The organism is Pseudomonas urmiensis, assembly GCF_014268815.2.
GTDB classification, from domain to species: Bacteria; Pseudomonadota; Gammaproteobacteria; order Pseudomonadales; family Pseudomonadaceae; genus Aquipseudomonas; species Aquipseudomonas urmiensis.
The window spans coordinates 4,051,297-4,074,322 of the sequence record NZ_JABWRE020000001.1 but is presented as its reverse complement, the minus strand read 5'-3'; the positions used below and the strand labels follow the sequence as shown (position 1 = coordinate 4,074,322).

The 23,026-nt window shown below is 56.5% G+C and carries 23 protein-coding genes and 1 pseudogene; 17 read left to right on the top strand and 7 right to left on the bottom strand.

The annotated features are described in order from the left end of the window. The first annotated feature begins 81 nt into the window (after nt 1-81). Nucleotides 82-1,023, top strand: coding sequence for a MerR family transcriptional regulator (locus tag HU737_RS18335; protein ID WP_186553736.1), 942 nt, complete (start codon nt 82-84; stop codon nt 1,021-1,023). On the opposite strand, the gene HU737_RS18330 is transcribed toward HU737_RS18335, so the two are convergent. Together HU737_RS18330 and HU737_RS18325 are read right to left on the bottom strand one after the other, a co-directional pair. Beyond that, nucleotides 1,008-1,625, bottom strand: a complete 618-nt coding sequence (locus tag HU737_RS18330; protein ID WP_186553737.1) for a hypothetical protein — start codon at nt 1,623-1,625, stop codon at nt 1,008-1,010. The genes HU737_RS18335 and HU737_RS18330 overlap by 16 nt on opposite strands. 59 nt (nt 1,626-1,684) lie before the next feature. Next, nucleotides 1,685-2,125, bottom strand: coding sequence for a PAS domain S-box protein (locus HU737_RS18325; protein WP_186553738.1), 441 nt, complete (start codon nt 2,123-2,125; stop codon nt 1,685-1,687). 105 nt (nt 2,126-2,230) lie between these two features. On the opposite strand from HU737_RS18325, the gene HU737_RS18320 reads away from it, so the two are divergent. Further along, a complete protein-coding gene (locus HU737_RS18320) occupies nt 2,231-2,686 on the top strand; it encodes a flavodoxin (protein ID WP_186553739.1) in 456 nt (151 codons plus the stop codon). Nucleotides 2,687-2,700: 14 nt separating this feature from the next. On the opposite strand, the gene HU737_RS18315 is transcribed toward HU737_RS18320, so the two are convergent. Next, nucleotides 2,701-3,579: a LysR family transcriptional regulator gene (locus tag HU737_RS18315; RefSeq protein WP_186553740.1), complete on the bottom strand. Its 879-nt coding sequence runs from the start codon at nt 3,577-3,579 to the stop codon at nt 2,701-2,703. Nucleotides 3,580-3,679: 100 nt separating this feature from the next. Between HU737_RS18315 and HU737_RS18310 the strand changes: the two genes are divergently transcribed. The 4 genes from HU737_RS18310 (at nt 3,680) to HU737_RS18295 (ending at nt 6,877) form a co-directional block, all read left to right on the top strand. Further along, complete coding sequence (locus HU737_RS18310) at nt 3,680-4,066, top strand: CidA/LrgA family protein (protein ID WP_186553741.1); 387 nt, start codon at nt 3,680-3,682, stop codon at nt 4,064-4,066. Then, a complete protein-coding gene (locus tag HU737_RS18305; RefSeq protein ID WP_186553742.1) occupies nt 4,056-4,742 on the top strand; it encodes an LrgB family protein in 687 nt (228 codons plus the stop codon). The genes HU737_RS18310 and HU737_RS18305 overlap by 11 nt, the downstream gene beginning before the upstream one ends. Nucleotides 4,743-4,923: 181 nt before the next feature. Further along, nucleotides 4,924-5,829: an alpha/beta fold hydrolase gene (locus HU737_RS18300; protein ID WP_186553743.1), complete on the top strand. Its 906-nt coding sequence runs from the start codon at nt 4,924-4,926 to the stop codon at nt 5,827-5,829. Nucleotides 5,830-5,962: 133 nt separating this feature from the next. After that, nucleotides 5,963-6,877, top strand: coding sequence for an SDR family oxidoreductase (locus HU737_RS18295; protein WP_186553744.1), 915 nt, complete (start codon nt 5,963-5,965; stop codon nt 6,875-6,877). 408 nt (nt 6,878-7,285) lie between these two features. On the opposite strand, the gene HU737_RS18290 is transcribed toward HU737_RS18295, so the two are convergent. Beyond that, nucleotides 7,286-8,074 (bottom strand): IclR family transcriptional regulator, encoded by a 789-nt coding sequence (locus HU737_RS18290; protein WP_186553745.1) that lies wholly within the window; start codon nt 8,072-8,074, stop codon nt 7,286-7,288. 184 nt (nt 8,075-8,258) lie between these two features. On the opposite strand from HU737_RS18290, the gene hmgA reads away from it, so the two are divergent. Genes hmgA through maiA form a run of 3 tightly spaced genes read left to right on the top strand, consistent with a single transcriptional unit; the run spans nt 8,259 to nt 11,501 of the window. Next, nucleotides 8,259-9,560, top strand: a complete 1,302-nt coding sequence (hmgA, locus tag HU737_RS18285) for a homogentisate 1,2-dioxygenase (protein WP_186553746.1) — start codon at nt 8,259-8,261, stop codon at nt 9,558-9,560. 3 nt (nt 9,561-9,563) lie between these two features. Next, a complete protein-coding gene (fahA, locus tag HU737_RS18280; RefSeq protein WP_186553747.1) occupies nt 9,564-10,856 on the top strand; it encodes a fumarylacetoacetase in 1,293 nt (430 codons plus the stop codon). A 12-nt stretch (nt 10,857-10,868) separates the two neighbouring features. After that, the gene (gene maiA / locus HU737_RS18275) at nt 10,869-11,501 is read left to right on the top strand and encodes a maleylacetoacetate isomerase (protein ID WP_186553748.1); all 633 of its coding nucleotides are present in this window, start codon (nt 10,869-10,871) and stop codon (nt 11,499-11,501) included. Here the strand turns inward: maiA and HU737_RS18270 are convergent. Further along, the gene (locus HU737_RS18270) at nt 11,495-12,301 is read right to left on the bottom strand and encodes a SirB1 family protein (RefSeq protein ID WP_186553749.1); all 807 of its coding nucleotides are present in this window, start codon (nt 12,299-12,301) and stop codon (nt 11,495-11,497) included. The genes maiA and HU737_RS18270 overlap by 7 nt on opposite strands. A gap of 123 nt (nt 12,302-12,424) precedes the next feature. On the opposite strand from HU737_RS18270, the gene HU737_RS18265 reads away from it, so the two are divergent. Then, nucleotides 12,425-13,444 (top strand): Leu/Phe/Val dehydrogenase, encoded by a 1,020-nt coding sequence (locus HU737_RS18265; protein ID WP_186553750.1) that lies wholly within the window; start codon nt 12,425-12,427, stop codon nt 13,442-13,444. Nucleotides 13,445-13,581: 137 nt separating this feature from the next. Here HU737_RS18265 and HU737_RS18260 read toward each other — a convergent pair whose 3' ends face one another. Beyond that, a complete protein-coding gene (locus HU737_RS18260; RefSeq protein WP_186553751.1) occupies nt 13,582-13,794 on the bottom strand; it encodes a YebG family protein in 213 nt (70 codons plus the stop codon). A 700-nt stretch (nt 13,795-14,494) separates the two neighbouring features. Between HU737_RS18260 and HU737_RS18255 the strand changes: the two genes are divergently transcribed. From HU737_RS18255 to HU737_RS18235, 5 genes are all read left to right on the top strand, one after another. Continuing rightward, nucleotides 14,495-15,472, top strand: coding sequence for a site-specific integrase (locus HU737_RS18255; RefSeq protein ID WP_186553752.1), 978 nt, complete (start codon nt 14,495-14,497; stop codon nt 15,470-15,472). Further along, nucleotides 15,469-16,935 carry a site-specific integrase gene (locus tag HU737_RS18250; RefSeq protein ID WP_186553753.1) on the top strand — a complete coding sequence of 489 codons (1,467 nt, stop codon included), beginning with the start codon at nt 15,469-15,471 and terminating at the stop codon, nt 16,933-16,935. The genes HU737_RS18255 and HU737_RS18250 overlap by 4 nt, the downstream gene beginning before the upstream one ends. Nucleotides 16,936-16,941: 6 nt before the next feature. Further along, nucleotides 16,942-19,110: a hypothetical protein gene (locus HU737_RS18245; RefSeq protein ID WP_186553754.1), complete on the top strand. Its 2,169-nt coding sequence runs from the start codon at nt 16,942-16,944 to the stop codon at nt 19,108-19,110. A 13-nt stretch (nt 19,111-19,123) separates the two neighbouring features. Then, nucleotides 19,124-19,552 carry a hypothetical protein gene (locus HU737_RS18240; RefSeq protein WP_186553755.1) on the top strand — a complete coding sequence of 143 codons (429 nt, stop codon included), beginning with the start codon at nt 19,124-19,126 and terminating at the stop codon, nt 19,550-19,552. Between the two features lie 175 nt (nt 19,553-19,727). Next, complete coding sequence (locus tag HU737_RS18235) at nt 19,728-20,033, top strand: hypothetical protein (protein ID WP_186553756.1); 306 nt, start codon at nt 19,728-19,730, stop codon at nt 20,031-20,033. Nucleotides 20,034-20,295: 262 nt separating this feature from the next. On the opposite strand, the gene HU737_RS26655 is transcribed toward HU737_RS18235, so the two are convergent. Then, a complete protein-coding gene (locus HU737_RS26655; protein WP_186553757.1) occupies nt 20,296-20,694 on the bottom strand; it encodes a PQQ-binding-like beta-propeller repeat protein in 399 nt (132 codons plus the stop codon). Here HU737_RS26655 and HU737_RS18225 point away from each other — a divergent pair. Continuing rightward, nucleotides 20,584-21,087 (top strand): annotated as a pseudogene (locus tag HU737_RS18225) (LysR family transcriptional regulator); the annotation flags it as partial. The gene HU737_RS26655 and the pseudogene HU737_RS18225 sit on opposite strands and share 111 nt — an antisense overlap. A 266-nt stretch (nt 21,088-21,353) precedes the next feature. Next, on the top strand, nt 21,354-23,021 hold the full coding sequence (locus HU737_RS18220; protein ID WP_186553759.1) for a hypothetical protein: 1,668 nt from the start codon (nt 21,354-21,356) through the stop codon (nt 23,019-23,021). The last annotated feature ends 5 nt before the right edge of the window (nt 23,022-23,026 follow it).

Genomic DNA, 23,026 nt, shown 5'->3' with positions numbered 1-23,026 from the left:
GGCGAACGGGATAATCTGAACTCTTTGCCCAAGCGGGCGTAGAATGCCTTTCAATTACCTGAGACAGGGTCATCTGGGCGCATGAACAAGCAGCTATCGGCCTCAACCAGCGCAGCTGATCTGGACTACCAGCAGCTGTATCCGATCCGCGAGGTGTCGAAGTTGACTGGCGTTAACCCTGTGACCCTGCGCGCGTGGGAGCGCCGTTACGGATTGATCCAGCCGACTCGCACCGACAGCGGCCATCGCCTGTATTCCCAAGCGGACATCGACGATATCCGCAGCATCCTGGGTTGGCTGGAGCGCGGTGTGGCCGTGAGCAAGGTCGGCAGCATCCTGGCCCGCGGTCAGGCGTTGGCGCAGGACGGCTGGGCCGCTAGCAGCGCCGATGAACGCCTGCGCTGGCGCACCCAAGTGCGTGAAGCTGTGCAGCGCTTTGACGGCGCCAGTCTTGATCGGCTGTTTGACCAGGTGTTCGCCAGCAATGCCCTGGATCAGGTGTTCGATGAGGTGTTCATGCCGGTCTGGCACAGCCTGCGTGCGGGTCACGCAAATTTTGGACAAATGAGCGAGTGGGCGTTTCTCGACCAGTTTCTGCGGGGGCGGGTGCTGATGCGCCTGCAACTGGTGCGTGGGCCGCGCAGGCAGCAGATAGTGCTGGCGCCACTGAGTTCAGGCGCGCTGGAGCTTGAGCTGCTGGTCGCAGGCTTGCTGCTGAGCAGTGATGAAGTGAGCGTGGTGGTGCTGGCGCCAGGGCAGCCACTGGATGAGCTGACGCTGGTTTGCGAACGCTTGAGCCCGGATGCATTGGTGCTGTTTTCTAACCAACAGCCTACCGCTGAGTTGGGCAAGCGACTGGCGCGATGGGTGTTGGGCCTTGGCTGTCCGCTATTGCTGGCTGGAGAAGCGGCAGAAATGGCCCAGGATCATCTGGCCGGCAGCCCAGTGGCTTGCCTGGGCGCCGATGGCAGCCTGATGCGTAAGCGCCTACGCCAGTACCTGGCGGGTCAGCTCGATACCTGAGTATGCAGCTCGGGGTGGGCCAGGCGGTGGGCCTGGAGGATGTACTCACGCAGGCGCTCGATCTCGTGCGCTGGGCTGCGGCTGAGGTCGTAGGCGGCCAGGTCGCGGCCAATGCGTCGGCGCAGCACGCCATGCAGGCCGATCGCCGGGATGCCTTCGGGAGCGAAACGCAGGTCGAAACGTGATGGCGCTTTGGCCACACCGCGGATTTCCACCAGTGCGCCCTTGAACGAGATGTCCCTGACCCACAAGCCGCTGTGTTCGCCGTGCTCGCCCAGCAGCGCCGAAGGTTGTTCCATCGACAGCCGCCAAGGGCGCAGCATCGGGCCATCTTCGTAGATTTCCGGTGAACCTACCTGCAAGTGCAGGGCGTGGAATTCGTCCTCGACCAATTGCAGCGGGAAGCTGATCTGCTGGTTGTTGAACTGCGCCTGCAGGGTGACCTGTTCATTGGCCACCAGGCGGGTCAGCAACTGCTGGATCTGCCGGTCGCCATTGACCAGTAGGCTCGACATGGAGTCGGCCAGGTTCAACTGCGGCGAATGCTGCATATCCTGGATGAAATCCATTTCGTCCTGGGTCAGGAGGGCGTTTGCGTGCATGATCGAGCTCGAGAGTGGCGATTTCTTCAACGTGATTGACCGCGTCCGAGGCGCTTGGTTCAAGCGTGCAGTTGAGATTCCAGTTCAGCCAGGCGGGCGCGCACTTTATCCAGCTCACGTTGCAGCTCGACCTGACGGCTGACGTCCTTCTGGATACCAATGAAATAGGTACGGTTTTCAGCGGCGTTGTGTACCGGGGTGATCGACAGTTCGTTCCAGAACGCGCTGCCATCCTTGCGGTAGTTGCGCAGCACTTCACGGCACGGCTGGCCTTCTTTCAAGGCTTTGCGAATGCGCGAGCGGGCAAGCTGATCGCGATCGTCGCCCTGCAGGAAGCGGCAGTCCTGGTAGAGAATCTCATCGCGTTCGAAGCCTGTGAGGCGTTCGAATGCCGCGTTCACGTAGATCAGGATGGTGTCTTCATCGCCTTCTTGTTCAGCGACGACGATCCCGTCGTTGGAGGCATCGATCATGGATTGCAGCAGTTGCGCGTTGATCATCTTCGGACCATTGGCAGAGGAGGGGACTTTCGGCTTAGGCGGCCTTTTGCTATCGCCGGATGCTAGTATCCTACGTTTTCACTCAGTTTCGGAATCCTCTTTCAGATGAAAGTCGCCATTATTTCCGGGTCGGTGTATGGCACCGCCGAAGAAGTTGCTCGTCATGCCCAAGCGTTGCTCAAGGCGGCAGGCCATGAAGCCTGGCACGCGGCGCGGGCTACCCTGCAGGATATTCAAGGGTTTGCCCCGGAGGCGTTTTTGGCCGTCACCTCGACCACCGGCATGGGCGAGCTGCCGGATAACCTGATGCCGCTGTACAGCACCCTCCGCGACACCTTGCCGGCAGCCTGGCGCGGCTTGCCAGGTGCGGTGATCGGCCTGGGTGATTCGAGCTATGGCGACACCTATTGCGGCGGTGGCGAGCAGATGCGCGAGCTGTTTGCTGAATTGGGCGTGCATGAAGTGCTGCCGATGTTGCGTTTGGATGCCAGCGAAACCGTGACGCCGGAAACCGATGCAGAGCCGTGGTTGGCGGAGTTTGCGGCTGCCCTCAAGGGCTGAATCTGGTGCTGGCCTCAAGCCTGCTCGCGCAACAGTTTCAACCAGGCCTGCGCCGCCCGTGACAGGTACGCCCCGCGGCGCCAGATAAAAGCGATATCCCAACGCAAATAGTCCGGCGCCAACAGCGGCAGGCGCACCACCCCAGGGCGTTCCAGCGCCCGTGCCACCACCCGGGGCAGCAACACCACCCCTTGGCCAGCGGCAACCAGCGCGGCAAGAAAGTCCGCCTGGCCGCTGCGCCCGCCTTCTTTAGGGGTGAACCCCACCTGCTGGCAGGCGCTCAGCAAGCGGTCATTGAGCACGAAACTGCGCTGATACAGCAAAAACGGTGTATCGGCCAGCTGGCGCAACTCGACCTGAGCCAGCCCGGCAAGTGGATGTTCCGCCGGCAGCAAGGCATCCAGCGGTTCATTGCAGAACGGTTGGTACTCAAAGTCGCCATCGCTCGGCGTCAGGCTACCGCCCAGCTCCAGCTCGCCGCTTTTGACCGCCTGCTCCACCGTGCGGCTGCCGCCTTCAAGCAGTTGAATGGCGATGTTCGGATGCCGGCGCCGGTATTCGGCGAACAATCCGGCGAACAGCGCATCGCTACCCAGCAGTGGCAGGCCCAGGCGCAGTTCACCACGGGCCATCTGGCTCAGGTCATCCAACTCGCTTTGCAGTTCCTGACGCTGGCGCAGCAGCGCCTCGCCGCGCTCCAGGACAATCCGCCCAGCCGCTGTCAGGTGCAATTGCGAGCCCTGCCGCTCAAGCAGCGGCTGGCCCACATCTTGCTCCAGCTGGGCGACCTGCTTGCTCACGGCGGACTGGCTGATATGCAAGGTCAGCGCAGCCTGGGTGAAGCCACCTCGGTGCACCACCTCGATGAAGCTGCGCAGTTGTTTGAATTCCATGCTCTGAATTCCATTTTGGAATGGTCTCCAGTCTAACAATTCGCTTCTGGCCTAGGCAGGCAAATTTTACAATGGGCACCTGCTCGAGGAACCCCGCCCCATGAACGCCCTGTTGTTGAAGAAATTCGCCCGCCTGCTGATTGAGTTGGCGGTGCTGCTCGTTTTGTTTCTGCTCGGCGGCCAGCTCGCCGTGTGGTTCGGCTGGCCCATCCCCGGAGGGGTGATGGGGCTGGCGCTGCTGCTGGTGTTGTTTGCCAGCGGTATTCTCAAGCCGGCCATGCTGCAACTGGGCGCCGGCTGGCTGATGGCCGAGATGCTGCTGTTCTTCATCCCTGCGCTGATGAGCCTGCTCGACTACGGCAGCCTGCTGCGCGACGAGGGTTGGCGCATTCTGCTGGTGATCGCCGTGAGTACCCTGCTGGTGATGGTGGTCACGGCGGTGACGGTCGAGCTGGTCTGCCGCTGGAGCCTGCGCCATGAGTCTTGAGCCCATGCCGCTGTTCTGGCTCGTGCTGACCTTGCTGGCTTATCTGGGCAGCCGCTGGCTGTACCGGCGCAGCGGGCGCTATTTGCTGTCGCCGTTGATCCTGGTACCGGCTTTGTTGTTGGCGGTGGCGCTGCCGTTGCACACCGCCTATGCCGAGTATGCCCGCAATACCCACTGGCTGATGGGCGTGCTGGGCCCGGTGACGGTGGCCTTCGCCGTCCCCATCTGGCAGCAGAAAGCATTGCTGGCGCGGCACTGGCCGGCGTTGTTGGTGGGGATGTTGGCCGGAAGTGCCGCATCGATTGCCAGCTCCTGGGGTCTGGCCCATTGGTTGGCGCTGGATGATTCGGTCAGCCTGTCGTTGCTGCCGCGCTCTATCACCACGCCATTCGCCATGCCCTTGGCACGTGATTTGGGTGGGGTGCCGGAACTGACTGCGGTGTTCGTGATGTTCACCGGCGTGCTCGGCGCCATGTTCGGCGGCATCCTGTTGCGCTACCTGCCGCTGCGTACGCCCCTGGCGCGTGGTGCGTTGTTCGGGGTCGGTGCGCATGGCGCCGGGGTCAGTCGGGCACAGGAAGTGGGCCGCGAAGAAGGTTCTGTGGCCGGCTTGGTCATGGTCTTGACCGGGCTGCTCAACCTGTTTGCCGCGCCCTTGCTGGCGATGCTGCTCTGACCGTTCATACACCTGACCTGTTAGGTCATCAAGCTGGCTGCCAAGGTAAGTTCCGCCACTGCTCGCGCTGACTAGACTGTGCCTCGACGCGACATAGAGAGCACATGTAAGTGCCGAGGTGACATGCAATGACCGCAGCCTTGCCGTATTCCTTCACCCCCTACCTTCCGGGACCACTGTGATGCCTTTGGCCGAAATTCCATTGTGCGTCTGGCGAACCCGGGGTCAGAGTTTCTCATTCCGGGGCCAGAGCATCCGCTACTGGACAGCAGGGCAAGGAGAGCCACTGCTACTACTCCACGGTTTCCCCACCGCCAGTTGGGACTGGCACTACTTGTGGGCGCCCCTTGCGCAGCGTTTTCGCGTTATCGCCTGTGACATGATCGGCTTCGGCGATTCCGCCAAGCCCCTGGGGCACAGCTACAGCCTGATGGAGCAGGCTGATCTGCAATTGGCGTTGCTGGCTCATTTGAAGATCGATCAGCCCGCGCATCTGCTGGCCCACGACTACGGTGGCAGCGTGGCCCAGGAGCTGCTCGCGCGCCATCACGAAGGGCGCGCCGAGATCGCCAGCTGCGTATTCCTCAACAGCGCCTTGTTCCCCGAGCGCTGCCCGTTGCTGCTGGTGCAGAAGCTGTTGCTCAGCCCACTGGGCTGGTTGGTGGGGCGCTCGTTTGGCCGCGACGATCTGGTGCGCAATGTCACCCAGGTGTATGGCCCTTGCACCCACCCCAGCGAGAGCGCACTGGATGACAGCTGGAGCCTGATTGTTTCCAACCGAGGCACGCGGATCCTGCACAAGTTGATGAGTTTCGTCCCGGAGCGGCGTTTTTACCGCGAGCGCTGGGTGGGGGCGCTGCAACATGACGGGGTGCCGCTACGCTTTATCAACGGTGCCGTCGATCCTTTGTCCGGCGCGCACATGGTCGAGGCTTATCGCCAGCAGGTGCCCGATCCGGACACCGTGCTGCTGCAGGGCATAGGCCACTATCCGCACATCGAAGCACCGGTACAGGTGCTGCGCCACTACCTGGCCTTTCGTGAGCAGCCGATGAGCTATCTGCCGCAAAAGGTCGCCTGGTCGTAGCGCCAGAGTGCAGGCCGGTGGCAACCATCGGCCTGTCTTATCGCCCATCATTCAGCCCCAGTGCGCTTGATTGTCCCGGGCACTTGGCTGGCCGACACTGCCTTTAATCCAATCACCCTGTGGAGCCATGAGCATGAGCGAGCCCGTACGTCTGCAAGATCGAGTGGTGATCGTCACCGGCGCCGGTGGTGGTCTGGGCCGGGCCCATGCCCTGCTGTTCGCCGCGCATGGCGCCAAGGTGGTGGTCAACGACCTGGGCGGCAGCACCCATGGCGAAGGCGCCAGTGCCTCGGCGGCGGATCGGGTGGTCGAGGAGATTCGCGCCGCCGGTGGCACCGCCGTGGCCAACCACGATTCGGTCACTGATGGCAGGCGCATCGTCGAGCAGGCTTTGGACAGCTTTGGCCGGGTCGATGTGCTGGTGAACAACGCTGGCATCCTGCGCGACAAGACCTTCCACAAGATGGAAGACGCCGACTGGGACCAGGTCTATCGGATTCATGTCGAAGGCGCCTACAAGGTCACTCACGCTGCCTGGCCGCATCTGCGCGAGCAAAACTGGGGGCGAGTGATATTTACCGCTTCGACCTCGGGCATCTATGGCAATTTTGGCCAAGCTAACTACGGCATGGCCAAGCTCGGTCTGTATGGCCTGACCCGAACCTTGGCCATTGAAGGGCGCAAGCACGGCATCCTGGTCAATGCCATCGCCCCCACCGGTGGTACCCGGATGACCGAAGGGCTGATTCCCCAGCAGGTGTTCGAGCGCTTGAAGCCCGAACTGATCAGCCCGCTGGTGGTGTACCTGGGCAGCGAGCAGTGCCAGGACAGTGGCCAATTGTTCGAAGTGGGCGGTGGTTGGGTAGGCAAGGTGCGTTGGGAGCGCAGCGTGGGCGTAGGGTTCGATCCGCGTGAAGGCTTCACCCCCGAACAGGTAGCCGATCACTGGGCGCAGATTGGTGATTTCGAAGGCGCGCTGCATCCCGAAGACAGCTTGCAGGCGTTGCAGCAAATGATGGCCAATCTGCAAAAATATCCGCTGAGTTGAACAGCAGATTCTTGCAGGCATAAAAAAGGCCGCTGCAAGCGCAGCGGCCAATCGAGACGTTAGATCAAGGAGCTTCAAAATCAACGTCGGTGAACCTGGGGTGGCGCGAAAGGCGGGGGGAGGGCCCTTCGCGCTAACCAGTGAGATAAGAATAAGCGCTTGATCCTGTGGGAAAAATAGTCGCTTCTGACATTCTCTATTACATCTTGGGTGATAATCGCGCGGCCTTGATTCGCTGATCGATCCGGGTTGCTTGTTCCCGATCCTCCATATCCCATCGTGCAGTCAGTGAAGCGGGGGGCACGGAGCAAGTGTTGGAGCACGAGAGCAAGATCAGTCGCCGTGAGGGATCCGCTATTGGCGAAATGCGTTAGGCAGCGGCCAGCGGCATGACAGCCGTCTAGGCATTCAAATCCCGGGCTCGCGCTGATAACCCATCCGCCTGCTGACTGCCTCCACGGCAGCCAGCAGGCGCTGCGCCGCTGGGCCCTGCTCATCGGCGTGGAAGATCGAAGTCGGGCCGACCACAGTCATCACCGCAGCGATCTGGCCCATGGCGTTGAATACCGGCGCTGACAGGGCATCCACCCCCGGCATCAGCAAGCCGTGCACATGGTGCAGGCCACGCTCGCGTATCCCCTCCAGCAGGGGGTCATAATCACTGGCGCTTTGCTTGAGCACCGCCAGCTCCCGCTCCAGCAAATCCTGCGTCTCGCGCGCCGGCAGATGAGCGGCGAACACCAGTCCGGTCGACGAGCTGAGCAGCGGCAACACTGAGCCGATCTGGGTCACCACGGTTACCGCACGCACCGCCGGCTCGATACTGACCACCGTTGCCCCCTGATTCCCCCACACCGCGATGAAGCAGCTCTCATTGAGCTCGTCGCGCAATTGCGACAGCGGCAGTGCGGCCACCTTGAGCACATCGATGCTGCCCAGCGCCGCCATCCCCACGCGCAGTGCTTCACGTCCCAGCCCATAGTGGTTGGTGCTTGGGTCCTGCTCGGCAAAGCCGCTGGAGATCAGCGCCTGCAAGTAGCGATGGACCTTGCTGGCAGGCATCTGCACGTGTTCGGCCAGGCGCGACAGCGAGGTTGAGGGCGACAGTTCGGCGAGCGCCTTGAGGATGTCGGTACCGACTTCCGCCGAGCGGACCTTCTGCTTGCCGGTGTCGGCAGGGTTGCGGGCGGTGGTCATGGGGCTGGGCATCCGGGGAAGACTGAGGGCGTCTTTATAGCTTGACGCCTTGATGCAATCAAATTACGTTATTCGTAATCTGATTACGATAAAAACAATGCAGACGCGCTACCGGTGCTTGCCGCATGGGCAATTGAGCTGGCAGCAGCTGCCAGCATGGCTCGCTTCGAGCCCGGAGGCATCGATGACTCGCGACACGTCCCCCGCAATCGACTACCTGAGCGGCTTCGGCAACGAATTCGCCAGCGAGGCGCTGCCTGGCGCTCTGCCGGTCGGGCAGAACTCGCCGCAAAAAGCGCCCTATGGCCTGTACGCCGAGCTGTTGTCGGGCACCGCGTTCACCATGACCCGTAGCGAGCTGCGCCGCACCTGGCTGTACCGCATTCGTCCCTCGGCGCTGCACCCGCGCTTCGAGCGGCTGGAACGCCAGCCGCTGGCAGGCTCACTTGGAGCGGTTACGCCTAACCGCCTGCGCTGGAGCCCGCAGCCGATTCCCAGCGAGCCGACCGATTTCATCGAGGGCTGGCTGCCGATGGTGGCCAACTCGGCGACCGATAAACCTGCGGGCGTGAGCATCTACATCTACCGCGCCAACCGTTCGATGGAGCGGGTGTTCTTCAACGCCGATGGCGAGCTGCTGCTGGTGCCCGAGCAGGGCCGCCTGCGTATCGCCACTGAATTGGGCGTGATGCAAGTCGAACCGCTGGAAATCGCGGTAATCCCGCGAGGCATGAAGTTTCGCGTCGAACTGCTCGATGGCCAAGCGCGTGGCTATATCGCCGAGAACCACGGCGCACCGCTACGCCTGCCCGACCTCGGCCCGATTGGCAGCAACGGCCTGGCCAACCCGCGTGACTTCCTCACCCCGGTGGCACACTACGAAGAGACCAGCGGCCCGGTGCAGCTGGTGCAGAAGTTCCTCGGCGAACACTGGGCCTGCGAGCTGCAGCACTCGCCGCTGGACGTGGTCGCCTGGCATGGCAGCAACGTGCCGTACAAGTACGACCTGCGCCGTTTCAACACCATTGGCACGGTCAGCTTCGATCACCCAGACCCTTCGATCTTCACGGTATTGACCTCGCCGACCAGCGTTCACGGTCTGGCCAACATGGACTTCGTGATTTTCCCACCGCGCTGGATGGTGGCCGAGAATACCTTCCGTCCACCCTGGTTCCACCGCAACCTGATGAATGAGTTCATGGGCCTGATCCAGGGTGCCTACGATGCCAAGGCCGAAGGCTTCCTGCCCGGCGGCGCTTCGCTGCATGGGGTGATGAGCGCCCACGGCCCGGACGCCGAGACCTGCAGCAAAGCCATCAGCGCCGAGCTTGCCCCGCAGAAAATCGACAACACCATGGCCTTCATGTTCGAGACCAGCCAAGTGCTGCGTCCGAGTCAGCAAGCCCTTGAATGCCCGCAATTGCAGGCCGACTACGATAGTTGCTGGGCCACCTTGCCGAGCACCTTCAACCCGAACCGGAGATAACCCATGAACCAGACCGCCATCGCCCGTAGCTGGGTCGAGCACGCCAACGGCCATCGCGATTTCCCTCTGCAAAACCTGCCGCTGGGCATCTTCAGCCGCCCGGGTGAAGCCTTGCGCTGCGGCGTGGCCATTGGTGATGCGATCCTCGACCTGGACGCGGTGCTCGCTGCCGGACTGTTCGAGGGTCAGGCCAAAGAAGCTGCACAGGCGACCCAAGGTGGTGCGCTGAACGCCTATTTCGCCCTCGGCCGCAGCGCTCGGGTGGCCTTGCGTGAGCGTCTGCTGGCGCTGCTCGGCGAGCACAGCGAGCACCAGGCTGCGCTCACGTCGGCGCTGTATCCAGCCAGCGAGTGCCAGCTGCACCTGCCGGCCAAGGTTGGCGACTACACCGATTTCTACGTCGGTATCGAGCACGCCAAGAACGTTGGCAAGCTGTTTCGCCCCGACAACCCGCTGCTGCCTAACTACAAGTACGTCCCGATCGGTTATCACGGCCGCGCCTCGACCCTGCGCCCCTCCGGCACCGAGGTGCGCCGGCCCAAGGGCCAGACCCTGCCAGCCGGCCAGACTGAGCCCGTTTTCGGCCCTTGTGCACGCCTGGACTACGAGCTGGAACTGGGCATCTGGATCGGCCAGGGCAACCCTATGGGCGAGTCGATCGCCATCGGCGATGCCGCCGAGCACGTGGCGGGCTACTGCCTGCTCAACGACTGGTCGGCGCGCGATATCCAGGCCTGGGAATACCAGCCGCTGGGGCCATTCCTGTCCAAGAGCTTCATCACCAGCCTGTCGCCTTGGGTGATTACTGCCGAAGCCCTGGAGCCGTTCCGCTGCGCCCAGCCGGCACGCCCTGAAGGCGATCCGCAGCCGCTGTCGTACCTGCTGGATAAACGCGACCAGGCCAATGGCGCCTTCGACATCGAACTGGAAGTGCTGCTGATCACCGAGCGCATGCGCGAGCAAGGCTTGCCGGCGCATCGCTTGACCCTGAGCAACACCCGCAGCATGTACTGGACCGTGGCGCAGATGGTCGCGCACCACAGCGTCAACGGCTGCCAGTTGCAGCCGGGTGACCTGTTCGGCTCGGGCACCCTGTCCGGTGCCCAACCAGGCTCGTTCGGCAGCCTGCTGGAGATCACCGAAGGCGGCAAGCAGCCAATCGAATTGGCCAGCGGCGAGGTGCGCAAGTTCCTTGAAGATGGTGACGAGATCATCCTGCGTGCGCGCTGCAGCAAGGATGGCGTGGCCAGCATCGGCTTCGGCGAATGCCGCGGCAAGGTCGTCGCGGCTAACTAAGAGGGTAGGGTGATGGAGCTGTTCACTTATTTCCGTTCCACCTCCTCCTACCGGGTGCGCATTGCCCTGGCGCTAAAGGGTCTGGATTACCAGGCCCTGCCGGTCAACCTACTCGAGGGCGAGCACCGCGCGGATGATTATCGGGCGGTGAACCCTCAAGGGCGAGTGCCGGCGCTACGGACTGACAGTGGTGAGGTGCTGGTGCAGTCCCCGGCGATTATCGAGTACCTGGAAGAGGTCTATCCGCAGCCGGCGCTGTTGCCCGCTGCGCCTGAGGCGCGGGCCAAGGTGCGCGGGGTGGCGGCGTTGATTGGCTGCGATATTCACCCGCTGCACAACGTCAGTGTGCTCAACCAGCTGCGCCAGTTGGGCCATGACGAAGGGCAGGTCAATCAGTGGATTGGCCACTGGATTGGCCAGGGTTTGGCGGCTGTGGAGCAGTTGATCGGTGATAACGGCTTCTGCTTCGGCGAGACGCCGGGGTTGGCCGATCTCTATCTGATCCCCCAGCTGTACGCGGCCGAACGGTTCAATGTCGAGCTCACTGCGTACCCACGAATCCGCCGGGTAGCGGCGCTGGCCCAGCAGCATCCGGCCTTCGTCCAGGCGCATCCCGCCCAGCAGCCAGACACCCCGGCTCAGTGAATCGACTGGTTGCTGGCGGGTAGATGGCCCAGCCGCTCGCTCAGTTTCACCCGCTGCACGGGGTCGTCGGTCAGCAGTAGAGCATGCTCCAGATCGAAGCGTTCGGCCTGCGGGCAATCCAGGCGCTGATACAGCGTTGCCCGCGCCAGGTAGTCGCTGACCAGCACCGGCCCCAACTGCATCACCCGCTCGGCATCGATCAGTGCCGCCAGGTCGTTGTCGTTGCTGATGTGCAACTGGCGCAGGTTACGCGACAGCCGTTGCAGCATCTGCCTAGGGCTGGCCACTTGCATGTGGTCGGCGCTCAGCGCGACTTGCGGGCCGAACTGGCGGGCCAACAGCTGGCGGCATTCAGCCGGATACAGACGGCGTCCGCCACACGGGTCGAGCAAGTGGTCGGCGCCGGGTACTCGCAGCAGGAAATGACCGGGAAAGTTCACCCCTTCCAGCGGGATCGACAAACGCCTGGCCAGCTCCAGCGCCAGAATCGCCAGCACCAGCGGTTGGCCACGACGGCGCAGCAAGACCTTGTCCATTAATGCCGCATGCGGCCGCAGCGGGTGGTATTCGTCCTGGGCAAAGCCTAATGCAGTGAGCTGGCGCAGCAGCGGTTGCGCCAGTTCGCTGACTGGCAGCATCGGCAGACTGGCATTGATCTCTCGTTGCAGGTCATTGAGCCGGGCAAGGCTGTCCGCGGGCTCGACGCTGCGGTCGTGCTCGGCGGCAATCCATAACGAGGCTTCCAGCAGGGCGACCGGCTCGCGTTCCAGGCAGGCCAGGCAGGCTTGACGTGGCTTCATGAAAATCTCCCAACACGCTTAACTATTAGCTCTGGCGCGCGGTTTCGTCCAGTGGTCCGGCTGCGATACATGGGCTTGTGGGCTGCCTATACTGTGTGGAGCACCTCTTCGGGGAGCCCGTTGATGTTCGCGCTCATGCAAAGCACCCGCACTCAGTCTCTGCACCTGTTCATTGACCCACCTACCGGCCTCAAGGCGGTGGTGGTCATCCACAGCGAGCAGCTGGGCCCGGCTTTGGGCGGCTGCCGCTACTTGCCGTACGCCGATGACGAAAGCGCCATGACCGACGCTATTCGCCTGGCCCAAGGCATGAGCTACAAAGCGGCGTTGGCGGGGCTACCGGTGGGCGGCGGTAAAGCAGTCATCGTGCGTAACCCGCATGTGGAAAACCGCGCGGCGCTGTTCGAGGCATTCGGGCGATTTGTCGACAGCTTGCAGGGGCGTTTCATTACCGCCGTCGACAGTGGCACCTCGACCCTGGACATGGACTGCATTGCCCAAACCACCCCGCATGTCACCAGCACCACTGCCTCGGGCGATCCCTCACCGCATGCAGCCATGGGCGTATTTGCCGGGATTCGCGCGACTTCGATGGCGCGTCTGGGTAGCGACAATCTCGAAGGTTTGCGGGTTGCGGTACAAGGGTTGGGCAATGTCGGTTATGCATTGGCTGAGCAGCTGCATGCGGCGGGTGCGGAATTACTGGTCAGTGACTTGGACCCTGGCAAAGTGCGCCTGGCGGTGGAGCAGTTCAATGCCCATCCGGTGATCAATGACGCCTTGATCAGCACGCCCTGCGATATTTTCGCGCCTTGTGGTGTTGGCCCGGTACTCAATGGCCAAAGCGTGATGCAGCTGCGTTGCGCAGCGGTGGCGGGTGCGGCGAACAACCAGCTGACCACCTTGCAAGTGGCCGATCAGTTGGAAAAACGCGGAATTCTGTATGCGCCTGATTATGTGATCAATGCCGGTGGCTTGATCTATGTGGCGCTGAGACATCGTGGCGAAGACCTGGGCACCATCACTGCGCATCTGGCACGCATTCCTACGCGGCTGACGGAAGTGTTCGCGCATGCTCAGGCGGAGAAACGCTCACCGGCGCGGGTGGCGCAGATGTTGGCCGAGCGGTTGCTTTACGGATGATCCGGGTTTGATGTTGTCTGTTCTGGCCTCTTCGCGGGCAAGCCCGCTCCCACAGGGATTGCGCTGTTCTCAGGTTAAGCGCTGTACCTGTGGGAGCGGGCTTGCCCGCGAAGAGGCCAGAACAGGCCCCCCAAAACTTATTCCTCGCCACCACCCTCAAGCAACTCCGCCAACGCATCCGGCTGGCTCTTGAACGCCCGGGCAAACACATCGCGGTTCTTGGCCATGTAGATACCGGCTTCCTCGACCTGCTGTTCAGTCAACGAAGGCACCGCCTTTTGCAGCACCTCAGCCAGGCGCTCGGCGAGTTCGAGCATCTTGTCGTGACGATCGGCTTCGGCTTTATCCATGATTTAGCGGAACGCGTAGTGTCCACTTGAGGTGCGCTAATCGGAACGTTTTAGCCTTTTGCAGCCTTGCTCGATTGGCGAGGTGAGCTAAGGTAAACATTGCGCCAGTGCAGCGCATAAGGAGCATGGTTAGCGGTAAGACGACGGGATCGCCCGCGGCCCCGCATCCGTACCCACGACTTTTAACTTGTCGAGTACGAGGCCATGCTGCTATTCAATTTCCAGTCCGTTTGCATACATTCGTCGAGTCTTAGCGAGATTCGCGGTGTGTTTTTCTCTCAGCTCATTGAAAGGTTTAATATATTTCTACGGTATATCGTTTGCTATCGGCATGTTGAGAGTGTTTGCTTGGTGGCGCGATATATTCAGAGAATACGCTTCTTCAATAGTTTTGAACGCCTCGGTGCAGTGTTTTATTCCTACGGCGTAATAAAATAATATGTCCTCTATATCTAGGGTCGTAAGTCTGACTTTTGTTGTTCATAAGTTCAAGGTGGGTGTGTTGTCCAGGTGCATGCTCGTGCATGCTGAAACTAGTTCCCCATCTATGTGTGTAAGCTTATACGAGGCGACTTACTCAAAAAGTAGTCGTAGGTATAAGGGGACAATTAATACTGTTTTGCATCACGTAGCTTATTTGTTTACATGGGCGGAAAATAATCTGCCAGACCTTGAGTGTCGGTTACTCAAGGGTTGTGGAGTGGATTTCCAAGATATAAAAAAATTTGGAAACTGGCTTGATAAAAACATTAAGTCAAAGACGGATGGTAAACAAGTTTGCGGTTATCCTCGTGAGATTATGGGTAACTGTAAAAGGTTTGTAATATGGTTTGTTGAAAGCTGCGCGCCAATTAGCTCTAGAGGTTTGGGTGTAAACTATAATTTCCATGAGCTTATTAAGGCGCATGAATTATGCTGGCTTCGGTGCATGTCAGGGAATACCAATGATCCCATCGCTCCTAATATCACGGATGAACAGTTATGTAATATTGAAGCGATTCTGCACAATGCCCTATCAGACAGCGGTGACGAAGACAGTTCTGCTGTTAGAAACTATCTGATCTATCGGTTAATACGAGCATTTGGTTTGCGTATTGGCGAAGCCTTGGCGCTGAGGTTAAGTGATTTAAAATTGAACGGTGCACATCCATCACTAGAAATTACAAGAATAGATGAGCGCGGTGCTGAGTATCAAGATCCGAGGTCGCCATATCACCCAAAAGTTAAAACTTTGTCTAGGTTGCTCTATTTTGATCCTGGTGATAAAGATTTGCTTGCTTTGTTAGAGCAATACATATCTTTCCATAGGGTAAAAATCGCAGATGTTGGGGGTAAGAGGCGGGCTTCAATATTCTTGGGGCACGATTTTATCTTTATTGAACATGGTGATAAAAGCTCGGCGCGACCTCTTTCGTGTTCAGCAGCTACCAAAATCGCTTCGTCTATAAGTGCGCAGGTTGGATTCAAATTTCATTGGCATGTTCTTAGGCATGCCACCTTTAACCGCCTTTACGAAGCCGCCTCTAATTTAAAAGATAACGCCACTGAAATGGATCATATCGTTTATATGGGTGGGTGGGCTAGTTCTGAGTCTCTTCGCATATACGCTCGTCGAGCAATACGTGATAGCGCTCTACGAAAGTTAAATAGAATTAACCAAATGGGGGCTTCTGGATGAGCATCGAAATGGACGAGTTTGGGGACTACAGGGATGACCTCGGAACTCTTTATGTTAAATCTGGGAAAAGGCAGCCTGTATTTGTAAAAGTGGAAGAATCTGTAATTCAAGGTCGATGGCGCCGTGTGAACTGCAAACTGGATCTAACTGGTCTCGAACTGCCTAAATGTATCGTGACAGCCGCTTATCAATTCGCGATAAGTCGGCTGGAAACTTGTGTGCCGACCGTTTTAATCGGTATGGACAAGCTAATGCGAAATTTGGCAGCGAATTGGAAGTCTGGCTGGCTAGATTTCTCTTCGCTTAGTTTACCTCAATTAATCATGTTGTTAGCTGAATATAGAAAGGATTTAAAGACTCACTTTAGAAAATTTTACATGTATTGCGCGATACATGGTTTTTGTGGGGCTGATGAGTCTTTTGCCATTGAATTAGAAGCTCTTACTTTCTCAAGCGCTAAACCTATGCTGGCGGTACTTCAATGGCACGAAACCAAAGGAGCAATGACTGCAGCTGAGCAGGAAGTCGTGCGAACAGAAATGATTAATAAGAAAATGGGCGAAACGATAACAGAGACGACGTCGAGATTATATACATGGATACTATTCGAAACTTTAAAGCGGCCATCACAAGTCGGTGATATTGAGTCTGACGCGTTATGGAGGCCCAGCTCTAGTAACGACTCGCAATATTTCTTAAGGATACCGAAAGCGAAGTATCAGGCAGGTCAGAGCGATGAAATGTGGCCGATTACAAGGGGGTTGGCACATGCAATTGTCGAGTACTCAGCGCACGACTTCGTGCGTATGGCTCAGAAGGAAACAGGATACTTGTTGGTGTCCTCAGTATTTGGGTTTCGAAGTAGGCTTGGAGTTAATTTAAATAAATGGTTCAAGGCTAGGAAAATCATCAGTCCACGAACTTTAAAGCCGCTCGTAATAACCCCCTATAGGATTAGGCATACTGGTGCTACGCAGATGGCTATGTTAGGTGCTTCTGCTCACGAAATTCAATATATACTCGAACATCGTACGCCTTATGCAGTTCAGGTTTACATTGACAGCTTAGCCTCAGAGTTATGTCCTTTAATTGATCAAGTAGGAAGAAGGCTGGGAGGGTTATTCTCAAGTCTCAATGACTTCTTTTTTCAAGGTGCTATTAGCTCCGAAGGAAAAGGTGCTCCGATTCTAATTCCGTCTTCGGAGCAGCCCGCAGTAGTTGGTGGGTGTTCGAAGAAAACTACTTGCAATAAGCACCCTTTTTTTCAGTGTTACAACGGGTGTCGTTATTTCTTGGCTTGGAGGGAGGCAGATCATACGCGATCATTATCTTATCTCGAAGGCGAGCTAGAGCGATGGAGAGTTTCGGAAGGGCGAAATGAGAGAAGTAAAGTGATCAAAGATCTTGAGCAGGTGTATCGCTCAGTTTTGGATGTCGTGGAAAGGATTAAAAAGGGGGGCTGAAAAAGAATGAGTATACAGGATAAGTTGTTGGTTAGTGGTGTTCCTGATGCTCTGCTTGCCACCGCTGAAATTTCTATCGCGCGTTTGGATGCACATGTCGACTTTTTTTCCGATGTTTGGGAAATTCTACCGTGGGAAAATAGACCTGGTAACCGTAAAAAGATGCCTCTTCGGTTTGATAAGTTTACAAATAAGGGAGCCAAGGTTATTGCAAAAATATACATTGCTGAAAAGCGAGTTAACAGACGAATATGCGCGGCGACAATATATTCAATACACCGAGCATTATTTGAGCTTGATGGACAGATCGGTACGAAAGATTTCGAAAAAATTAATACCTCAGATTTCGATGCCATTCAGCTTTCATACATCAGGCGAGGGCATCAAGGAAAAGTGCCTTCATTGACACTTCTTCAGTCATTCGCGATCTGGTTGCGCAATAAATTAGGTCTATCGATCAGTTATGACGCTCCGAAGCTTAGAGTGGGTATTAGGCACGGTCGACACGGAACGGAAGAGGGAAGAGCCGCAAAGCTAATGTCTCTGGAGGTTATAGCAAGGTTGTTCAGTCTCGCTCAAGCGCCACATGTCAGTATGCGTGATAAGTTTTTTTTGAACGCCATTGTGCTAGCTGCCGCCACTGGTATGAGAATTAAAGAGCTAGCTTGTCTTCCTGTGGATTGTTTAGTTGATCAAGCTGGAAAATGGGTTGTTAGATTGTTTCCTGAAAAAGGAGGCCTTATAACATATCGGCCTTTTCCGCAAGATATGTACCCAGCAGTTCGAAGTGCCGTCGAATACATTAAACAGAACACGGCTGATGGTAGAAGCATAGCGCTTAATTTAAAAATCCAACCCGGACTAGATTGGCAGCTGATTAGAAGATCAGAAAAAGCCTTGCGCTATTTTGCTGCAAAGTTTGCTTCAGAGTGGATGGATAAGATGAGTTTGTTTACTCCCAATGGAGTCTATTTCCGGACAAGTGATCAGTTTGTTGATGCTATTGGTTTGACAGCTAGGCTAGGGTCTGCCGCTGAAACTGCGAAATATTTAGGCACGAGCTTTCGAGTGGTTAGAAAGCTAATCGCTTGTCAGGAAGGAATGAAAAAAAATCAGTATCTTTATGAACAGCCTTTTGGAGTTTTTCATGTTCTTGATTCGAATGTCTCCAATTGGAAAGAGCGCATCGCGTTTCATCCACATGTTCCGACAGTGAAAAATATGGAGGCTCATTATGAAACCGCACTCAATGATTACGATCATATACGCATGCCTGTAATGGAGGTTCTTGATGAAGCCGTTATACGCCAGATAGAAGGTGCTCGTCCTGTATTTAAAGAAGATCCGCTATTCGAAAAAACATATGAAAGAAAGTTGCAGCCTGTTGTGCGGACAGCTAATAGTGTCTTGTTAGAGCCAGAGGATGCTCTCTTTATAATCCCAAGATACTTTTTAAGCACTCACATGCGTGCGCGTTCAAATCAATATACGACTGTCTCAAGCGGCATGTTTTCAGTCTGGTTGTTCGATTGTAGTAAGAGCGGAAATTCGCTATTCTTTGAAAATAATGTAGTCGATCCTAAAACTGGTGAGATTGTCAAGTTTACTTGGCACGATTTGCGGCACTGGTTAGATACAACTTATAAACAAGGCGGCCTGTCGGAACTCCAGGTCAATACTATCTTGGGAAGAAAGGATCAGAAGCAAGGCGCAGTCTATGACCAAACACCAGCGCTTGAACGGTCAGCAGTAGTCCATGAGCTAATTGCGAGTATTAGAGGCAATAAGGCTGTCGGGGTAGTTCAAGATACGTTTAACGAAATTTCCCTGGCTAACCGCCAAACCGCAGAAGCCTACTTACTCGCTGCGGTGCGTATTGTAAATCCAATGCCGCATGGGGGATGTCTTCATAATCTTGCACTCAAACCTTGCCCTCATAGCCTTTCTTGCTTTGTAGAGGGCCCGTCAGGGGAGCCATGCGATCACTTGATTATCGATTCGACTGACAAGGCTCAATATGTGGAATTAAAGTGGGTAAGGGATAACGCGGAAACACTTCAGGAATACATAAAATCTGCAGGTGGAGAATCTAGCCCACAATTTACTCACTTTCAGAATGTCGCAAAGTCTGCAGATAGAATTCTTAATCAGATACTTTCAAAAACTAAGACGTAGGAGTGCATATTGTATGCAGCTCAGAGGTCAGAAGTTACAGAAATTCCTAGAGCAATGTTTGTTGGATGATATTAATTTAAAGTTATCTGAAGGTGCTAGATTTCGATATAGCCAAAAGGCCTTTGCTGCGCGTGCAGGTGTCTCGCGCCAGACAATCAGAGCCCATCAAGAGTTTATTGATGAATTGCTTTTGGTACATAATTTGAATCGAAGGGTTTTGGATAAAAATGCGAGGGTTTCTAGTCTGCAAAAGTTGGTGGATAAAATGGGTTTGGAGTTGGCGTTGGCTACTAGAAGGTATGAGTCGATGCGAGCGCAGTACTTAATGATATTTGAAGTGTTGGTTGAAGAGTCCTTTGATGTATCTAAGTTGGCTCCAGTTGCTGTCAAAAAAAAATCTCTTCCGTCGAGCGCCGATAAATGTCCGGTGTGCGGTTGCTAAGCCGCCCCTGTAAAGGGGTGAATTACTCAATATCTTTATTTGTGGGTTTCAAGATTGTGCTGGACTACCTGGAGCGCACGCGCTTAGGTATTTACCATTAGCGGCGGCCCTTCAGGCGATACGATCACTCGGGGCTGATCTGCTCTCATACGCTCGCTGACGTAAGGAGATACGGATGAAAGTTATCGGCAAGGTCGAAATAGAAGGCGTCAGTGATGTCGTTTGCGATGTCTGCCGATTCACCACAAGGGTAGATGGCGGAGGCCTTCAATTCGCAACGTTGCAGGCTCATTGGGGCTATGGATCAAAGCATGACGGTGAGCGGTGGGAGATACACTTGTGTGAGAGCTGCTTTTTTCAAGCTGTTGCCGGCCTTAAACAAGAGAGGCGTACACAAGGGCTTTTCGACGAGAGCGGTGGTATGCCGGCCGACGATTTCGGCTTGGTAACGAAAGATGATTTCTTCAACGACGGAGGATGATGCTTGTATCCACAGCGCGCCCCGTTCAGCGCAGACCTCGCAGAAAAGCGAATAAAGCCCTTCAAGATCCTGGCGTGTGGTCTGTCTATCGTCCATGTCCATCCTTCAGTCCAAACCTAGCCCCCCTTCTATTCATTGAGAGTGGGCAGGCAAACTGGCTCATCGTGTAATTCGCTGTCTACGACTTGTCGGGGGCTAACCCATAGCCACCTTCATGAACGTGCGGACCAGGCCGCACGTTCTCGCAGAAAGTGATCGGTCATCATTTGGGAAGGGCGTAGGCTACGACGTAATCGCCTTTTTGAGTCGTCGATAAGTTGCCTCCGGCACTGATGACGACGAACTGCCGACCACTTGATGGCGAAACGTAGGTCATCGGGACGGTTTCTGCGCCTACTGGTAAGCGGCTCTTCCAGAGTTCTCGACCGGTTCGAGTATCCAGCGCTCTCAGGTAGTTATCCTGAGTGGCGGCCATGACTATCAGACCTGAAGCTGTCGTGATGGGGCCGCCCCGGGTCGTCACACGCCTTCTTAATGTCGGAGTATCTGCATGCCTAGTGACAACTTGCGCGACATCCAGGCTTTCCTTGCGATCGCACAGGAGAGGAGCTTTACCCGTGCAGCCGCCAAGCTGGGCGTTTCCCAATCTGCGCTCAGCCATACCCTCAGAGCGTTGGAATCGCGCCTGGGCCTGCGACTGCTCACCCGCACAACCCGCAGTGTGTCGCCAACAGAAGCCGGAGAGCGTTTGATTGCAAGCGTTGCCCCACGCTTTGAGGCCATCCGGGAAGAGTTGGTCTCGTTCGAGGAGCTTCGGGATAAGCCTGCCGGGACGGTGTGCATCAACGCTTCCGAGTTCGCAATCACGACGATGCTTTGGCCGAAACTCTCGGAGCTCCAGCCCAAGTACCCGGATGTGAAGATTGAACTGTCGATTGATCCGGGAGTAGGTGAGGTCGCTGTCGAAGGGTTTGATGCCGGCGTCCGCTTCGGTGATCAAATTGCCAGGGGCATGATAGCAGTTAGGATTTCATCAGATGTCCGCATGGCGGTTGGACGCAATGCGAAAGTGGTCCCATCGTCGAGATCCGCGCGGGCGATGTCATATGGTGCCCTCCAGGCCATGCTGACCATAGCTAAATGTAAATGCGTTGGGGGCGGGGTAAAAAAGGGGCATTGTGACATTTTCATCGAAAAACGGAGCGAATCGCTCTGAAAGGCCCGATTTTACTGGGTTCATAAACAGGCGCCGCAACGAAGCGTTGACCCTTGTTTACAAGGAGTATAAATAGCGCTGTGTGACATCCTTTGAGAACGATCATGGCTGACAATGCGCTCATCGATCTGCTGAAGCAAACCGGGCCCCTGCTGAGCAGTGATTTATCCAAGCTCCTAGAAACCAAATCTGGACTGACCCCTGAAGCGGCCAGAAAGCGTGTCGAGCGCGGGTGCGCTGGCATGACCCGTCTCAATCACATCATCTTTCCCCATCGGGCGCGCTTCTGCTATCTCCAAGATGACTATGGTTCTCCTTTGTTCTTCGACAATTTGATGGAGGCCCTGAAGAAAACGCGCAGCTCCTATTTCGCGGCATTACAAGCTCTCGCGCTTCGCGGCAACGTGATGCCTCGCCGGCATTTTCTTATCGCCTGCGGTGCGCCAGTAGCTCAGAAGAAACACATCTCAGCAGAAACCCTGCTGGAGCGTCTGGTGAAAGCCACGCTTGTAAAGGAGGTGGCACTCCCAGGTGGCGAATCCTGTGTGGTGCGATGCGATCACCACCAGATGCTCGAAATGACCTCCATGTGGGCAAAGATGAAAGGCCGGCTCATTGCAGAGAAGGTAACCCTCTTGGCCGTAAAGGATTGGGCCCGCAACCTGGGTATGGTGAGCTACGACTCTGTTGAAACACGCGAGGATGAGGGGTTAGAGGCGTTACCCAAGGTCGGAACGTTCAATTGGGACTTGGCCGGCCCTTCCTACTTATTTCCGATGCGAGAATACGTCAGCACAGCTCTCAAACCAGGCTTCTTCGTTTGCGACCTGGCGCTAAACGGGTGGGTAAATGCCGCCCACCTAGCAGGGTTCGTCAACAAATGCGTGACGCTTCGCAGTCTCAAGAAGGTGGGCAAATGCCTTCAGATTTTTGTCGCTGAAAGCTACCAAACTGAAGCTTTTGCTCTTCTCAAGGAGCAGGGCATCATTCCGGCGACAACCGAGAGCCTGTTTGGCCGGGATGTGGCAGTAGCTTTGAAGAACCTTTGTACTGTATTGACCGACACCGCAAAGCTCACTCAAAACCCGGAAGCGCTGGATAAAATTTTCAACGATTTATCCCGGATCGAAGGCGCGGCTTCCACGCTGCGCGGCAGCCTTTTTGAATTCGCGGTTGCCCAGATCGCGCGGTCTACGTTTTTGGGATATCCCCAGGAGATGAACCGGATTGTCAAAGATAGCATCGGTGCGGAAGCGGAAATCGACGTGCTGGTACACCGTCCGAATCATGAAGTCGTGTTCATCGAGTGCAAGGGAATACACCCGATCAGCACCTTAGATGACGCCGAAGTGGAGAAATGGCTGCTCAAGCGCATTCCTGTGATCAGGGGGTTTGTCAAAACGCACTCCGAATGGTCTGGCATCTGCCAAAGGTTCGAGCTGTGGACGAGCGGCAAGCTTTCCGAAAATGCGACTGCGATGGTGAACGCAGCGCGCGCGAAGAACCCCAAATTGGATATCCAGCTACGTGATTCCGAATACGTCCTTGCTCAAGCCATGAGTAGCAATGATCAGGGGCTGATCAAAGCCTATCGCCAGCACTTCGTGACTCATCCAATGCAGGAGTTTGAAGAAGCCCGCCAACGTGAGCAGCGGAAGGCCGAAAAAGCCAAGGCTAGGTTGAACGCACCTACCTCACAGCCCTCAACCGCGCTACCGGTTAGTCCTCCATCAGCCAGTGCATTGGCCATCTCCACTTTAGCGAACCTTTAATTTTC

Excerpts from the sequence above, each read along its gene's own strand:
- HU737_RS18335 (WP_186553736.1), top strand. The coding sequence starts at position 82 with ATGAACAAGCAGCTATCGGCCTCAACCAGCGCAGCTGATCTGGACTAC.
- HU737_RS18330 (WP_186553737.1), bottom strand. The coding sequence starts at position 1,625 with ATGCACGCAAACGCCCTCCTGACCCAGGACGAAATGGATTTCATCCAG.
- HU737_RS18325 (WP_186553738.1), bottom strand. The coding sequence starts at position 2,125 with ATGATCAACGCGCAACTGCTGCAATCCATGATCGATGCCTCCAACGAC.
- HU737_RS18320 (WP_186553739.1), top strand. The coding sequence starts at position 2,231 with ATGAAAGTCGCCATTATTTCCGGGTCGGTGTATGGCACCGCCGAAGAA.
- HU737_RS18315 (WP_186553740.1), bottom strand. The coding sequence starts at position 3,579 with ATGGAATTCAAACAACTGCGCAGCTTCATCGAGGTGGTGCACCGAGGT.
- HU737_RS18310 (WP_186553741.1), top strand. The coding sequence starts at position 3,680 with ATGAACGCCCTGTTGTTGAAGAAATTCGCCCGCCTGCTGATTGAGTTG.
- HU737_RS18305 (WP_186553742.1), top strand. The coding sequence starts at position 4,056 with ATGAGTCTTGAGCCCATGCCGCTGTTCTGGCTCGTGCTGACCTTGCTG.
- HU737_RS18300 (WP_186553743.1), top strand. The coding sequence starts at position 4,924 with ATGCCTTTGGCCGAAATTCCATTGTGCGTCTGGCGAACCCGGGGTCAG.
- HU737_RS18295 (WP_186553744.1), top strand. The coding sequence starts at position 5,963 with ATGAGCGAGCCCGTACGTCTGCAAGATCGAGTGGTGATCGTCACCGGC.
- HU737_RS18290 (WP_186553745.1), bottom strand. The coding sequence starts at position 8,074 with ATGACCACCGCCCGCAACCCTGCCGACACCGGCAAGCAGAAGGTCCGC.
- hmgA (WP_186553746.1), top strand. The coding sequence starts at position 8,259 with ATGACTCGCGACACGTCCCCCGCAATCGACTACCTGAGCGGCTTCGGC.
- fahA (WP_186553747.1), top strand. The coding sequence starts at position 9,564 with ATGAACCAGACCGCCATCGCCCGTAGCTGGGTCGAGCACGCCAACGGC.
- maiA (WP_186553748.1), top strand. The coding sequence starts at position 10,869 with ATGGAGCTGTTCACTTATTTCCGTTCCACCTCCTCCTACCGGGTGCGC.
- HU737_RS18270 (WP_186553749.1), bottom strand. The coding sequence starts at position 12,301 with ATGAAGCCACGTCAAGCCTGCCTGGCCTGCCTGGAACGCGAGCCGGTC.
- HU737_RS18265 (WP_186553750.1), top strand. The coding sequence starts at position 12,425 with ATGTTCGCGCTCATGCAAAGCACCCGCACTCAGTCTCTGCACCTGTTC.
- HU737_RS18260 (WP_186553751.1), bottom strand. The coding sequence starts at position 13,794 with ATGGATAAAGCCGAAGCCGATCGTCACGACAAGATGCTCGAACTCGCC.
- HU737_RS18250 (WP_186553753.1), top strand. The coding sequence starts at position 15,469 with ATGAGCATCGAAATGGACGAGTTTGGGGACTACAGGGATGACCTCGGA.
- HU737_RS18245 (WP_186553754.1), top strand. The coding sequence starts at position 16,942 with ATGAGTATACAGGATAAGTTGTTGGTTAGTGGTGTTCCTGATGCTCTG.
- HU737_RS18240 (WP_186553755.1), top strand. The coding sequence starts at position 19,124 with ATGCAGCTCAGAGGTCAGAAGTTACAGAAATTCCTAGAGCAATGTTTG.
- HU737_RS18235 (WP_186553756.1), top strand. The coding sequence starts at position 19,728 with ATGAAAGTTATCGGCAAGGTCGAAATAGAAGGCGTCAGTGATGTCGTT.
- HU737_RS26655 (WP_186553757.1), bottom strand. The coding sequence starts at position 20,694 with ATGGCTGAGCGCAGATTGGGAAACGCCCAGCTTGGCGGCTGCACGGGT.
- HU737_RS18220 (WP_186553759.1), top strand. The coding sequence starts at position 21,354 with ATGGCTGACAATGCGCTCATCGATCTGCTGAAGCAAACCGGGCCCCTG.